The following is a 13,632-nucleotide window of genomic DNA, read 5'->3' on the forward strand; positions in this document are numbered from 1 at the left end:
CCTGCTGACCAGATTTTGAGATGTACATAAAAAAGACCACCCTGATTGGATTGTTGTTTGGCTCCGCAATGCTGGCGGCTTCTGGCGCCCATGCTGAAACCTCGCACGCCACCAATAAATGGGGACCGCATATTGATCTTGAGGGCAAAGCCGGAACAGATCGCAACCTTGGCGAGACCGATCTGTTCATCCCGCTTTGGCAAGATGACGACACGCTGAGCTTTGGCAGCATCCGCGCACGCATGGATGACAACAACAGCCACGAAGGCAATTTTGGCCTTGGCATCCGTCAGATGCTTGAGAGTGGCTGGAACATTGGCGGGTACGGGTATTTTGACCGCCGACACAGCCCGTATGGCAATAAATTCAATCAAGTCACCGTCGGGGCCGAGGCCCTGTCGCTTGACTGGGACTTTCGCGCTAATGCCTATGTGCCGGTCGGCACCACAAGTTATATGGAAGACAGCCTGAGCACGGTTGACTTTTCGGGCACATCGATCATGTACCGCCAGGGCGAAGAACGCGCCCTTCGCGGGTTTGATGCCGAAATCGGCTGGCGCGTTCCGCTGTTTGACGCAACTGCCGGACAACAACTTCGCGCCTATGCCGGTGGGTATCGATTTACAGAAAAGAACGCTGATACGGTGCAAGGCCCGCGTGGGCGACTTGACCTGACCTTTGATGAGGTCCCGTTTCTGTGGGAAGGGTCACGCTTTTCACTCGGCGCTGAAATTCAGCATGACGATCCGCGCGGTACACAGGGATTTGCCAGTTTCCGGTTGCGTATTCCGCTGCAAGATTTTGGTGATAGCCCAAAACCACGCCTGACCGCGATGGAACGACGCATGACCGATCCAATCATGCGCGACATCGATATCGTCAGTCAGGCCGGGCAGTTCACCGCAGCCGAAGAAATCACGGCAACGGGCGACGGCGAAACGATTACGTTGCTGAACAGCGACACAACAACTGCTGCCAATTTTGCAACCGCTATTGCCAATGCAGGCGCCAATTCAACGGTTGTCCTAAGTGGTGCCTATGCCGACATCGACAGCGTCACTGACGTTCAGGACGGACAGACAATCATTGGCGGCGGTGCTCTGGATATCAAAACACCATCCGGGCGGTCTGTGACGATTGGCATCCCGAATGCCTCCATTTCCGGAGAAGGAAGCAACGGTGGTGCTGGTGGTTCCCGTCGTTTCTTTAACATGGCCGATAACAGCAGCCTGATTGGCGTAACAGCCAGCCTCAACCAAGCAAGCAGCTTAACCATCGCCAGGATTGATGGCAAACAGAATGTCACGATCCGTGACAACACTTTTACAACAACAAGTGGTGCAACCGCAAACGGCATCCAAGTTCAGGACAGCCAAAACGTCACCATTGACAACAATACGGTTTCCATCGTTGCCAATGGCAGTGGCGGTCAGTTCATTGCATTCGTCGGCACCAATTCGAATGTAAGTGTAAACAACAACACTGTTTCAATGACCGGTACAACCGCGCCTGCCAGCCAAGACTATATCTTCTTTGCCGGTGGTGTCACGGTCAACAACCTCTCAGGCACGGGGAATACATCCAATATTACCAGCTGTTATTTTGTGAATGCGGGCACCAGCACCGTTACCGGATCAATAACCACCAGCGGCACAACATGCCCCTGATATAAGGTACTCGCAGGTTCGAGATTGGTGCATTTTGCTTGAATGTTCTTATTTTGTTCTATATCTTGAGCATATGAGATACACAATCGAACCGCCATCAGACAGCATAACGGAATCCCTTCCCGGCGAAGGCTGGCAGGCCCCGAATTGGGACCCGGATCTACTCCCTGCGCGCCCGCAAAAGGGCCGTGGCGCGGTGTCAAATGTCGATGGCCGGTTTGAACGTCATATCCATCAGGCCGTTGATGACGGGTGGATCAATCAGCTCCTTGACGACGCACCGCCACGCATCAAAACCACCCTTGGCATTGATGGTGCGCGCAGAGTCATTACCCGCAACCAAAGCCCCGATGTGCCGTTTGATCGTTCAATTAATCCGTATCGGGGGTGTGAGCACGGCTGTGTGTATTGCTTTGCGCGACCAACACATGCCTATCTGGGGCTGTCGCCGGGACTGGATTTTGAAACCAAGCTGTTCTGGAAACCTGAGGCGCCCACTCTTTTGCGCAAACAACTTTCGGCACGCAGCTATTCCCCCGCCCCGATTGTAATTGGCACCAGCACCGATCCCTATCAGCCTGTTGACCGTGACAAGCAATTGACCCGATCCATCATAAGCGTGCTAAGCGATTGCCAGCATCCGTTTTCGATCATCACCAAAAACGCGCTTGTCACCCGCGACATTGACCTGATCGCGCCGATGGCCGCTAAAAACCGGGCGTCGGTTGCCGTATCGGTCACCAGCCTTGATCACAAATTATCCAACCTTCTCGAACCGCGCGCCTCGGCTCCGCACCGCCGCCTTGATGCCATTCGTAAATTGTCCGATGCCGGCATTCCGGTCACGGCTCTATGCGCGCCGATTATTCCCGGCCTCAATGACATGGAAATAGAAAATCTGGTCGCCGCCGTTCATGACGCCGGGGCAACATCGCTATCACATATCGTCATCCGCCTGCCGCTTGAAATTGCCGATCTGTTCGAAGAATGGCTCGAAGCCAACTACCCCAATCGCAAAGCAAAGGTCATGTCCCTGATCCGCCAGATGCGCGACGGTGAACGCTATCAATCCGAATTTGGCACCCGCATGCGCGGCACTGGCCCGATTGCCGATTTGATCGCCACCCGGTTTAAGGCCGCGCGCAAGAAACACGGCCTGATCGGACGGTCGCTTGATCTTGATTGCAGCGGATTTAAACGGCCCAGTGCGGATGGGCAGATGTCGTTGTTCTAGGCGTATCCACACCCCCAACATCCACCCGGCACATACCCAAAATGCTCAACCCACCCGCCGAATTGTTGTGTGCTTGCCCGCCCCAACCGAAAGCCGCAAAATTTCACCATCATCAAAGGCGTAATTAAGCACATGATGATGGGGATCTGTAATTTGCTTTTCTTCTATCCATACCGTCCCGCGCGCGACAAGGTCTTGGGCTTCGGTGCTTGTTTTGGCAAATCCCGCCATCAGGATAAGGGATACGACTTCGATCCCGTTCTTTAAGGCTTCGGGTGCGAATTCAAGTGCCGGGGTACGATCAATAAGGGAGATATGGGTCATTTCGGTTTTCCTTCGTGGTGCGACCACCTAGGGCAAACCGGGGATGAAAAACAAAAGGCTGCCCTGTGGCAGCCTGTTTTCATTTGATCAGATACAAATCAACACGCGCCGCACTTATGTGTACGACGTAAAATAGGCGTTGAAATGAATGATCGCGTTTTCCATACCAAAATTAGTAAGGCTGAAAACAGAGATGGTCAAGCGTCTTTTGTAACAGGGCATGCTGTGGCCACATGCATGAAAAAACCCGCCGGGCGAACCTGACGGGTGAAATCACTTAAAGCGGACGATGAAATCATCAGCAGATATCAGCTGACAACGCGGTACCGCGCATGGGGGGCCGGATCAGCAATGATCGCCGGATCAAGCCCGGCATCGTTAACCGCCGACGCGATGTCCGCATCACCAAGCGCAACAGTGCCATTTTCCGACAACGCCATTGCACGCGCACTTTCAAAGAACCGCAACCCGCGCTTTTCCATAACATACAGGGTTTCACCCCCCCATTGCCCGGTCCAGACAAGGCCCGACAGGCCGTCCATCTCCTGTTCGATCCGGGTCGGTGAAATCGGCATGCCCAAACAGGTCGTCAAAAGGAAGGAAAGCTCGGCGGCAGTCACCCCGTCTTCGCAGCATTCCTCGGCCAAGACCGACATCACCGCCATGGTCACAACCCGAAGCGATACCTTACTGGTTTCAAGCCCCGGAAAACGGTTTTGCTGCAACTCGACAATGTCATTGGCAATACGATCAACATCCCCCCGGATGACATAACGACCGCGCCACACCCGACAACTGGTTCTAACTTCCCATTCACGCATTTTTTGGTCCTGCCCGCTTTTATTGTCCCTGTCAAAAACGATACATCAACCATACATTTCGTCAACATATTTCTCGACAAATTGTACTATTAATTACATTCCGCGCGAAACCACTGATAGCCAGCCCTGGAAACAACAAATCCATCATCGTTTTCAATCGGTTCAAGATACCCACGTGACAGCGCAGCATGGAAATCACGGCTGAAGTTTCGCGGCATACGCAGATGATCCTGTCTGCGGAGCCCCCGGCGAATGTCATCACGGGTCACCATGTTGCGCCCATCACGGTAATGCAGCCAGATCGCCGCAATCAGAATGGTTTCTGCATATCCACGCGGCTGAAGACGTGCGATCAAATCCCCAAGAGATCCGACAAAACGGGTCAGGAAACTACCCGGATCCGTCGCCCCATCCCACGCGGCCGAACCACCGTCAAATGCATGGGGAACTTGATCCGTTAAAGCTGGGCCAACAATGGCGTCATCGTTACGCGACATTTGCGTATCGGCCCCAGACATATCCAAAGAGGCATCAGCGCCTCCCTCAAAAGGCAGGCTTCCAGAAGGTTGGGCCTCAGAGTTCTGGATCGGATAATCTGACGGTGGCAGCGAAGTCTGCGCAGCAGACCGCGAAGGCCGACCAGCAGGCGCCATGCGCGCCGCAGTTGTCGCGCCCGAAACATTCGATGCCGAGACAGGCTGACCAAACAAGGCCGCCATCACCACAGGCAAACGCGCAGGCGGGATCGCACATTCGAGATCCACCGGCCCGAAATCCCCTTCGCCCGTCAATTTAACGTGAATAAGTGCCGCCAAGGTTGGTGATACTCCTGATTTACGCCACCGGGATATCATACATTATGTACATCTACAAACATCATTTTTCATTTTATGTAAATAATTATACATTCCTAATAAATAGATGCCGGACACATTTCCCCTCGACAACCTGCCCCACCCCACCGCACGATGAATTCAACTAAAAGAACACATCCAAGATCGCCCAGTACGCGACCTGAGTACGCGCCCCCACCCCCAGCACGCCACCATCGCCACCAATACGCCCAAGGGAGAACATCCGAAAAATGACCCGCCTTTTATTTCGTGAAGATGCCTATGCCAAAACCTGCACCGCGACCGTAACGGGGATTTCAGACCGCGGCGTCGCCCTTGATCAGACCGTATTTTACGCAACGTCCGGCGGACAGGCCGGCGACATTGGCGCGCTTAAAACCACATCAGGCGCAAGCCTTCCGGTCGCCACCACGGTCAAGGACCGCGAAACCGGCACCCTTTTGCACATCATTGCCGAAGGTCATGATCTACCAGCCATCGGCGACAGCGTCGAAGCTGAACTTGACTGGGACAACAGACATCGTCTGATGCGTTATCATACATCCCTGCATTTACTCTGTGCGGTGATCGACGGGGATGTGACCGGCGGCAACATTGCCGCCCACAAGGCGCGACTTGATTTCAACTTGCCGGATGCGGTGCTTGATAAAGACGACATCACTGCAAAGCTCAATGAGCTGATCGCGCGCAACGCCGATGTCTATGACGGCGAAATCAGCATTGCAGAACTGAAAGCCAACCCCGAACTTGTCCGCACCATGTCGGTTCAGCCGCCGATGGATGGGCACTCCATTCGCACAGTCACCATCGAAGGCATTGATTTTCAGCCCTGCGGCGGCACGCACGTCAAAAACACATCGGAAATTGGCCGCGTCACCATTTCAAAAATTGAAAAGAAAGGCCGCCAGAACCGACGCATCAATCTTGTTTTTGAGGAATAAGACACAATCGATTTCAGGCCGGATATTGCCAGCGCGGTATGGGCCCGTTACAAATTCACCTACAGGACCACTTTAAAAACAATCGATCCCCGGACCAACGGGGATCACGCAATACCCACCATTGCCAATCGGAGCTTGTCCATGAACAACCCACTTTCCGATGCCCTGGTTTCCACCCAGTGGCTTGCGGATCACATCGACGCGCCGGACGTGCGCGTCGTTGACGCCAGTTATTATATGCCCGCCCAGAACAAAAATGCGCGCGACCTTTATAATGCGCAGCACATTCCCGGTGCGGTTTTCTTTGATATTGACGACATCGCCGCTGACGACAGCGCCCCCCTACCCCACATGATGCCAGACGCCATCAAGTTTTCCGCCAAGGTCCGCAAACTTGGCCTTGGCGATGGGGTCCGCATTGTGGTGTATGCTCAGACCGGTGCCGCCATGGCCGCATGTCGGGCGTGGTGGATGCTGCGTCACTTTGGCCATCAGGACGTTGTCGTTCTGGATGGCGGCCTGCCAAAATGGCTTGCCGAAGGTCATCCGGTGACCGATGCGATCACCCCGCCGCGCGAACGTCACTTTACCGCGCGCGCCAACAGTTTCTTGCTGCGCGAATATGATCAGGTGCTGTCAAACATCACCAGCAAGCGCGAACAGATTGTCGATGCCCGTGCTGGCGAACGCTTCCGGGGTGAGGTCGAAGATCCTTGGGGAAAATCAGGCCATATGCCCGGCGCGTTTAACCTGCCCTTTGATCAGCTGCTGAACGCAGACGGCACCTTTAAAGATGCAGACGAAATCAGTGCTGCATTTAAAGATGCCGGTATCGTTCTTGATCGCCCTGTCGTCGCCACCTGCGGATCAGGCGTTACCGCCTGCGTGCTTGCAATGGGTGCTTACATCGCCGGTCACAAGCAAGTCGCCGTCTTTGACGGGTCATGGGCACAATGGGCCACCACCGAAGACAGCCCGGTCACAACCGGCCCGTCACAAAGCAAGGCCCCATAAAGCAACAACATGAATTGCGGGCCGTTTCGCATGCATATGCCAATCTGTTAGACTGTCCCGCAATCATCGACCCTGCATGATTGATCGTTCTAAAGATATAGATACCGACTGGAATAAAAATGCCCGACCCGACGTCTTATCGCCCGAAACCGACCCCAGCCGTAAATGCGGCCACCTCGGCGGGCACAGATGACGGGGCGGGCATTTTACTTGAACAGCTTAAAACGCCGTCGGATGACGATATTGCGGCCATCACGCGCCTTTGGATCGCCACGGCCCTGATCCCGGCAATCCGTGATGCCCGTAAAGACATCGAAAATTGCATCAACGCCAATCACGGCAGCCTGATCGTTGCCCGCCTGCCATCAGACCGCCAAATCATTGCCACCATGATGACTGGCCATGATGAGATATTTGGCTGGATTCATTATCTAGCGATTGCCGCGTTCGCCCAGAGCCTTGGCCTTGGTCGTCAACTGGTGGAGCTGGCCGAAGACATCCTGCGTGTGTCCAATCTTGCTGAAGTTCGGGTCACAATCGAAACGCCTGAGATTGCTGACTTTTATGCCAAACTGGGCTATGAACCGATTACTGATGCCCCACAGATAAAGGCGCATGACGTTTTTCAAACAACCCTCATGTGCAAGAGGTTAACCCCATGACCCCATCCAATCCGCGCAAGCTTGACGTTGTTGTCAGCTTCCTTGAAATGCCCGCACCACCCGAACGCGCACCCGCCACCATCCCACCGGGAAAGGTCGCCATCGTGCGGGCAGAAAACCTGACACTGTCTTTTTACCGCTACTTATATGATACGGTTGGCGAACCGTGGTTGTGGTGGCAGCGCCGTTTAATGAGCGACGATGAACTTGGCCCGATTCTGGCCCTGCCTGAAACACATGTGTATGTTTTGTATGTTGCCGGTGTTCCGGCGGGCTTTGCCGAACTTGATCTGGGCGACCTTGAAGAAAACGGCGTGATCGACCTGCATTACATGGGTTTGATCCCCGATTTCATCGGCAAGGGCTATGGCAAATACCTTTTAAACTGGGCGATTGATACCGCCTGGGGCCTTAAGCCGCGCCGCCTTACGGTAAATACCTGCACTTTGGATCATCCAAGCGCATTGGGGGCTTACCAAAAGGCTGGCTTTGTTGTATACGACCAGCGAACAGATATTGTTGACGATCCTCGCGATGTCGGGCTGATCCCGCCAATTGATCACCATGTTGATCATGCTGGCAATCAGGACGGCGAAGCGCCCGACAGCGGAAGTGCCACAGAAAATGCAGATAATGAAAATTCTGACACTTTGATCGTTGACTTTCCCGAGCGCGCACGGTAACAAGCGCGCCTGAGTTTACCCAAGCCAGAGGATGATGACCCATGGCAGTGCCAAAGAAAAAAGTGACCAAGTCCCGACAGGGCATGCGTCGCTCGCATGACAAGCTCGCCAAGGGCTCGTACCGCGAAGACAAAGAAACCGGCGAACTGCATCGCCCGCACCACATTGATCCGAACACCGGTATGTACCGTGGTCGTCAAGTGGTCGAGCCTAAGATGTAATTCCGTTCCAAAGGGCTTTTGCTCTTTGGCGGTTTGCGACGCTACAAAATTCCGCGCCATCCGTTTTTCGGATGGCGTCTGGTTTAAAAAGGGATGGAGCCCAACGGTTCCATCCCTTTTTATTTGTCTGATGATTTAGATGTGCGGCGGTAACGCTTTAAAAACCATAACAAAACGGGCGGCACAGCCCCTTGTCCGCCCGCATATTGTTGTCAAATACCCGCGCACCAAACCGGATTATTTCATCCCGTCATTCCCGGTCCCGCAAATAATCACACCAATCCTGCCCGGATCATCCACCCCCAAGCGGTCTTTCATGATCGCAGCCATCCCGGCCGCCGCGGAAAGCTCAACCGCAATGCCAAGCTCGCGCCAAAGCCAGCTTGCCGCCTGTTGCATTTCCTCATCGGAGACCAGCGCAATGCGGTCAACATTCTTACCGATCAAATCGACGTTTAATGCGGAGGATTGACGCGGCGCCAAACTGGTTGCGGCGGTATTGACCGTTGGCAAAGTTACAACCTCGCCGGCCTTTAAGCTTTCAAACAGGGTTGCCGCACCGGTTGGTTCAACCCCAATGATCCGAATGGCTGGCCTTAGCAAACGCGCTGCCGTTGCAACACCTGAAATCAACCCGCCACCGCCAATGGCAACAACAAGCGTATCAAGATCAGGTTGCTGTTCAAGCATCTCAAGCGCAATGGTGCCCTGCCCGGCAATCACCTTGGGATCGGCAAAGGGATGGATATAGGCCATGTTGCTTTGGCGTGCGTGATCCATTGCCGCCCGGTTGGCATCATCCCAGACCGCCCCGGTCAGTGCGACATCAACGCCCTGCGCACGCAGCTTTTCGACTTTTGGCTTGGGCGTGTTGGTCGGTAGAAAGATTTTAACCGGAACACCCAAAGTTCGCGCCGCATAGATCACACCCATGCCGTGATTGCCACCTGATGCCGTGCACAACCCGTTGGCGCGCTTGTCTTCATCAAGGGCCAATGCAGCATTCATCGCCCCGCGCGCCTTAAACGATCCGGTGACCTGCATGTTTTCAAGCTTCAGAAACATGTCAGGCAGGTGGTCGGCTTTATCAAACACCGATTTGGACACAAAATTGTCTGCCTTAAATACCGGGGTCAAGCGCATATGACTGGAAATGGCGCGACGCGCGGCACGGAAATCCTGAAGATCGATCACGGGGCCTCCTGACGGGAATGGTTTTGTCTGACGGGATGGTAAAATGCACGAAGGACCGGTTGGTCCGCGCCTAAGAAATAACCCAGTTGGCTGATTTCACAATGGTGATGCGTGACCAAGCGGTGAAAAAGCCTTGAACGGTCGCGTTTGAGATGCTTTGTCTTATCCATAAACAATAAGGCCCACGCCCAAGGAGAAGCACCACCGATGTCAGGTCATCGCCCCCAGAAAACTGAAACCAAACTGGTTCACGCCGGTCGCCGGTCCAGCCAATATCACGGCGTGGTCAACCCGCCCGTGCTACATGCCTCAACCATCCTGTTTGACAGCCTTGCCGAGCTTGAAAAGGCCGGTGCATCGGCTCCGGGCAAAGTCACCTATGGCCGCCACGGCACGCCAACGCGATTTTTGCTCGAAGAAGCCGTTGCCGAACTTGAAGGCGGCTATGGCACGCTATGTGTATCATCGGGAGTTTCGGCGATCACCAATGCGATTTTGGCATTCGTCAAACCGGGCGATCACATCCTGATCACCGACAGCACCTATTTCCCGACGCGTAATCTGTGCAACACCTTCCTGAAACGCTTTGGTGTTGAAACCGAATATTACGACCCAACCATTGGCGGCGATATTGCCAGACTTATCCGTGACAATACGGTTCTTGTCTGGTGTGAAAGCCCGGGGTCGCTGACCTTTGAAATGCAGGATATCCCCGCGATTGCCGCCGCGGCCCATGATCGTGGCGTCAAAGTCATGCTTGATAACACCTGGGCGTCCCCGATCCTGTGTCGCCCGTTCGACTTGGGCGTCGATGTTTCGGTTCAGGCTGGCACCAAATACATCGTCGGTCATTCCGATGTGATGATGGGCACGATTACCACCGCGACCGAGGACGATTTGCTGACCATTAAAAAGCAGGTCCTGATTTCCGGCGACGCGATTGGACCAGATGATTGCTATCTCGCACAGCGCGGCCTGCGCACCCTTGCTGTCAGGATGAAACAGCACCACGCAAGCGGCCTTAAAGTTGCCAACTGGCTGCAAACCCGACCCGAAGTAAAAACGGTCCTGCACCCGGCCCTGCCCGATCATCCTGGCCATGAAATCTGGAAACGTGATTTCAGTGGTGCGTGTGGCCTGTTCTCATTCGTCATGCAGCCCGTCGAGAAAAAGCAACTGGCCAATATGGTCGACAATATGGACCTGTTTGGCATGGGCTTTAGCTGGGGCGGGTTTGAAAGCCTGATCCTGCCATCCGACCCAACCAAAATCCGCACCGCCACCACATGGGAAGACGACGGCCAACTGATCCGCCTGCATATCGGCCTTGAGGACCCGGACGATCTGATTACCGACCTTGAGGCCGGGTTTGAACGGCTAAAGACGGCCTAGTTCAAACAGGCAAACCAACGACAAAGGCGACGCAGATCATGCTGCGTCGCCTTTATCGTTTTAAAATATTGACCAAACCGTGGATGGACTTAATTTCCCAAAAATGTCACATCTAATTTTACACTGATACGTGCCTATCCAATAAACAATCAAATCAAACAATTAGGGGATGGTGGTTAAGAACTGCCACGTTCTTCACGAGTCCAAAATACGGATGACTGGCAACCTGTATCGCATCGCGTTTTCATGCAGACATAGGGCACCAGATCGTGGCGGATACCCTCCGATGAGGCACTTAATGATCAAAGGCAGACGTCAAACCCGATTAGAAACAGCACGCTTTGATATCGGGGCGGCGTGCGTCGGGATGCTGGCGACACTGCCGCAGGCGGTTGCCTATGGTTTAATCGCGTTTTACCCGCTCGGACCTCAGTGGGCATCCTTTGGCATTAGTGCAAGCATCGGAAGTGCCATTCTGTTTGGCATCATAAGCGGGATGTTTGGCGTTAACCCGTTTCTGGTATCAGGTCCGCGTGCCGTTACGGCACTTGTTCTGGCATCTGCAATCCAGACCGCCATTACACGTGGCAGCTCAGCCGGTGATGCCATCGTTATTGCCTTTGTCGCCGTTTTGGCCGCAGGTATATTTCAGTTTGTCGCAGGTCTGCTTCGTCTGGGAAATGCGGCGTCTTATATTCCGGCCCCCGTGTTGTCAGGTTTTGTAAATGCCTCGGCCCTTCTGGTGTTGCTCAACACCCTCCCGACCGCGCTTGGCAGTCTGACACCCGATATCACGGCCATTTTCGAACCTGACGACAACAGTATTCTTTTCTTTGCAATTGCCGTCAGCCTTACAACGATTTCGTTCCAGTTCATTGCTGCGCGCACCATTCGGTTTGTGCCGGCTGCCATTGTCGGGTTGGTCGCAGGTACGGCCATTTATTATATTGGTGTCTCGATCTTCCCGCTTGCCAATGCCCCTCTGATCGGCGCCATCGAGTTTTCAGAAATCTGGCGCATGCCCATCCTGATCAAAACAACACCGGTCTGGAATGAGCTGAGCCCAAACATCGACATCGTCATCACAAGCGCACTGACCATCGGGTTGCTGTCGTCATTTGATACGGTGATCTCAAGCCGGGCAATTGACGCCAGAACCGCCGGGCATAGTGACGTAAATGCCGAATTACGCCTCCACGGCCTTCTGAACATTCTCATGGGCTTTATCGGCTTCCTGCCCGGTTCCGGTACAATCAGCAGATCGGTTGCCATTCTGGATGCCGGCGCAAGATCACGCACCGCCAATTGGGCAAGCAGCCTCACACTCGCACTCAGCCTCTTGATCTTCGCCCCATTGGTCGCGGCCCTGCCGATCTGGGCAACGGCGGGCATGGTGATCGCGATTGCCATTCCGGCAATTGATCAACCAACCTTTATCAAGCTCTCGAAACTTGTCACCGGCAAATTCCCCTACCCAAGGGTCATTGTCGGAGATGTACTGATCAGCCTGTTTGTCGTGGCCATTGCACTTCTTTTTAATCTGGCATCTGCAGTCTGCGTTGGCGTGTTGGTATCGGTGATTTTATTCGTTCTGGGCATGAGCAAAAACCCGGTCCGGCGCACCTATCTTGGATCTCGTGTTCATGCGCATCGACAGCGTAAAGTCGCCATCGTTGAATGCCTTGAAAAAGAAGGCCATAGCATTGCCGTCCTTGAACTTCAGGGCGCACTGTTTTTCGGATCATGTTCCCGGTTACGCAGCACCGTCAGCCGTTACCTTGAAACCAGGATCGATTATCTCATCCTTGATTTTCGCCATGTCACGTCAATCGACAGCACTGGCTCCGAGGCCCTTCGCGCCATTCATCAACAATGTCTCGACGGTGGCAAACACCTGTTCCTAAGCTCCATTCAGCCGGAACGCAGATTGTCCCCGAACAAACAACGCTCTGAACCCGCCACGGGCTCGTCCCCCGATCAACGCGATCACAGATTAAAGCCACGCTGGATCTGGTTAAATCTTGATGCGAACGGGGTTATCAAAACGGTCGGCAAGGAGAACTTCTTTGCCGAAACCGATGCTGCCCTCGCTCATTGCGAAGAACTTTTGTTGCGCCGGTTCTGCGACAAACCTGATCGCGGCATTCACAGGGTTTTTGCCAAAAGTTTGCTGTTAAACGGCATGACGCGCGATCAAATCACAACACTTGGTCACAAAGCCCAACGTCAGCGTTTCAAAAAAGGCGACCTTGTTTTCCAGCAGGACGACACCTGCAATCGCGCCTATTTCCTGATTTACGGGCGTATGGATGTTGTGATCAACGTGCCGGGAACGGGTCGTCAAAAACGCATCAACACCATCACGGAAGGCACTTTGTTTGGCGAGGTCGCACTGCTTGATGGTGCACCAAGATCAGCCACTATCGTCGCCACAACCGATGCTTTGTGTCTGTCACTTGATGGTACCGATTTCGCAGCCCTGCGACAGAACCATCAGGACATTGTCACGCGCCTGTTGCTTAATCTCAATCGCATTCTGGCAAGCCGCCTGCGTCAGGCAAATATGATGATTTCAGAACTTGAACAGTAATCCCGTTCATCATGCCACGGCTCATCTGGTAACAG

Annotated in this window: 13 protein-coding genes; 9 read left to right on the forward strand and 4 right to left on the reverse strand. The window is 54.0% G+C overall.

Annotated features, from left to right (window positions below; genetic code table 11):
- Positions 1-20: 20 nt before the first annotated feature.
- The gene (locus AC0VXT_RS11045) at positions 21-1,667 is read left to right on the forward strand and encodes an inverse autotransporter beta domain-containing protein (RefSeq protein ID WP_475545482.1); all 1,647 of its coding nucleotides are present in this window, start codon (positions 21-23) and stop codon (positions 1,665-1,667) included.
- A 73-nt stretch (positions 1,668-1,740) separates the two neighbouring features.
- A complete protein-coding gene (locus AC0VXT_RS11050; protein ID WP_475545483.1) occupies positions 1,741-2,901 on the forward strand; it encodes a PA0069 family radical SAM protein in 1,161 nt (386 codons plus the stop codon).
- A gap of 45 nt (positions 2,902-2,946) precedes the next feature.
- Here the strand turns inward: AC0VXT_RS11050 and AC0VXT_RS11055 are convergent, their stop codons facing one another.
- The 3 genes from AC0VXT_RS11055 to AC0VXT_RS11065 all read right to left on the reverse strand — a co-directional run bounded on the left by AC0VXT_RS11055 (position 2,947) and on the right by AC0VXT_RS11065 (position 4,861).
- Complete coding sequence (locus tag AC0VXT_RS11055) at positions 2,947-3,225, reverse strand: tyrosyl-tRNA synthetase (RefSeq protein WP_101300108.1); 279 nt, start codon at positions 3,223-3,225, stop codon at positions 2,947-2,949.
- 308 nt (positions 3,226-3,533) lie between these two features.
- Positions 3,534-4,046 carry a hypothetical protein gene (locus AC0VXT_RS11060; protein WP_412776470.1) on the reverse strand — a complete coding sequence of 171 codons (513 nt, stop codon included), beginning with the start codon at positions 4,044-4,046 and terminating at the stop codon, positions 3,534-3,536.
- Between the two features lie 89 nt (positions 4,047-4,135).
- On the reverse strand, positions 4,136-4,861 hold the full coding sequence (locus AC0VXT_RS11065; protein ID WP_475545484.1) for a DUF4194 domain-containing protein: 726 nt from the start codon (positions 4,859-4,861) through the stop codon (positions 4,136-4,138).
- A 269-nt stretch (positions 4,862-5,130) separates the two neighbouring features.
- Here AC0VXT_RS11065 and AC0VXT_RS11070 point away from each other — a divergent pair, with 269 nt between their 5' ends.
- The 5 genes from AC0VXT_RS11070 (at position 5,131) to rpmF (ending at position 8,421) form a co-directional block, all read left to right on the forward strand.
- A complete protein-coding gene (locus AC0VXT_RS11070; protein WP_101300103.1) occupies positions 5,131-5,841 on the forward strand; it encodes an alanyl-tRNA editing protein in 711 nt (236 codons plus the stop codon).
- 141 nt (positions 5,842-5,982) lie between these two features.
- Positions 5,983-6,855 (forward strand): 3-mercaptopyruvate sulfurtransferase, encoded by an 873-nt coding sequence (sseA, locus tag AC0VXT_RS11075; protein WP_475545485.1) that lies wholly within the window; start codon positions 5,983-5,985, stop codon positions 6,853-6,855.
- A 119-nt stretch (positions 6,856-6,974) separates the two neighbouring features.
- A complete protein-coding gene (locus tag AC0VXT_RS11080) occupies positions 6,975-7,517 on the forward strand; it encodes a GNAT family N-acetyltransferase (RefSeq protein ID WP_475545486.1) in 543 nt (180 codons plus the stop codon).
- Positions 7,514-8,200: a GNAT family N-acetyltransferase gene (locus tag AC0VXT_RS11085; RefSeq protein WP_475545487.1), complete on the forward strand. Its 687-nt coding sequence runs from the start codon at positions 7,514-7,516 to the stop codon at positions 8,198-8,200. Before AC0VXT_RS11080 ends, AC0VXT_RS11085 begins: the two co-directional genes overlap by 4 nt.
- A 41-nt stretch (positions 8,201-8,241) precedes the next feature.
- Entirely contained in the window at positions 8,242-8,421 is a 180-nt protein-coding gene (gene rpmF, locus AC0VXT_RS11090) for a 50S ribosomal protein L32 (protein ID WP_007090029.1), read from the forward strand.
- 237 nt (positions 8,422-8,658) lie between these two features.
- On the opposite strand, the gene AC0VXT_RS11095 is transcribed toward rpmF, so the two are convergent.
- Positions 8,659-9,615 (reverse strand): threonine ammonia-lyase, encoded by a 957-nt coding sequence (locus AC0VXT_RS11095; protein WP_475545488.1) that lies wholly within the window; start codon positions 9,613-9,615, stop codon positions 8,659-8,661.
- A gap of 207 nt (positions 9,616-9,822) precedes the next feature.
- Here AC0VXT_RS11095 and metC point away from each other — a divergent pair, with 207 nt between their 5' ends.
- Both metC and AC0VXT_RS11105 read left to right on the forward strand, forming a co-directional pair.
- On the forward strand, positions 9,823-11,007 hold the full coding sequence (metC, locus tag AC0VXT_RS11100; protein WP_475545489.1) for a cystathionine beta-lyase: 1,185 nt from the start codon (positions 9,823-9,825) through the stop codon (positions 11,005-11,007).
- A gap of 298 nt (positions 11,008-11,305) precedes the next feature.
- Positions 11,306-13,597 carry an SLC26A/SulP transporter family protein gene (locus AC0VXT_RS11105; RefSeq protein WP_475545490.1) on the forward strand — a complete coding sequence of 764 codons (2,292 nt, stop codon included), beginning with the start codon at positions 11,306-11,308 and terminating at the stop codon, positions 13,595-13,597.
- Positions 13,598-13,632 lie beyond the last annotated feature (35 nt).

The sequence above is a fragment of the Thalassospira sp. Z349TD_5 genome (genome assembly GCF_056173045.1).

Bases quoted from the DNA above. Each gene is read 5' to 3' on its own strand.
- AC0VXT_RS11050 (WP_475545483.1), top strand. From the start codon at position 1,741: ATGAGATACACAATCGAACCGCCATCAGACAGCATAACGGAATCCCTT.
- sseA (WP_475545485.1), top strand. From the start codon at position 5,983: ATGAACAACCCACTTTCCGATGCCCTGGTTTCCACCCAGTGGCTTGCG.
- rpmF (WP_007090029.1), top strand. From the start codon at position 8,242: ATGGCAGTGCCAAAGAAAAAAGTGACCAAGTCCCGACAGGGCATGCGT.
- AC0VXT_RS11105 (WP_475545490.1), top strand. From the start codon at position 11,306: ATGATCAAAGGCAGACGTCAAACCCGATTAGAAACAGCACGCTTTGAT.
- AC0VXT_RS11080 (WP_475545486.1), top strand. From the start codon at position 6,975: ATGCCCGACCCGACGTCTTATCGCCCGAAACCGACCCCAGCCGTAAAT.
- AC0VXT_RS11045 (WP_475545482.1), top strand. From the start codon at position 21: ATGTACATAAAAAAGACCACCCTGATTGGATTGTTGTTTGGCTCCGCA.
- AC0VXT_RS11085 (WP_475545487.1), top strand. From the start codon at position 7,514: ATGACCCCATCCAATCCGCGCAAGCTTGACGTTGTTGTCAGCTTCCTT.
- metC (WP_475545489.1), top strand. From the start codon at position 9,823: ATGTCAGGTCATCGCCCCCAGAAAACTGAAACCAAACTGGTTCACGCC.
- AC0VXT_RS11055 (WP_101300108.1), bottom strand. From the start codon at position 3,225: ATGACCCATATCTCCCTTATTGATCGTACCCCGGCACTTGAATTCGCA.
- AC0VXT_RS11060 (WP_412776470.1), bottom strand. From the start codon at position 4,046: ATGCGTGAATGGGAAGTTAGAACCAGTTGTCGGGTGTGGCGCGGTCGT.
- AC0VXT_RS11070 (WP_101300103.1), top strand. From the start codon at position 5,131: ATGACCCGCCTTTTATTTCGTGAAGATGCCTATGCCAAAACCTGCACC.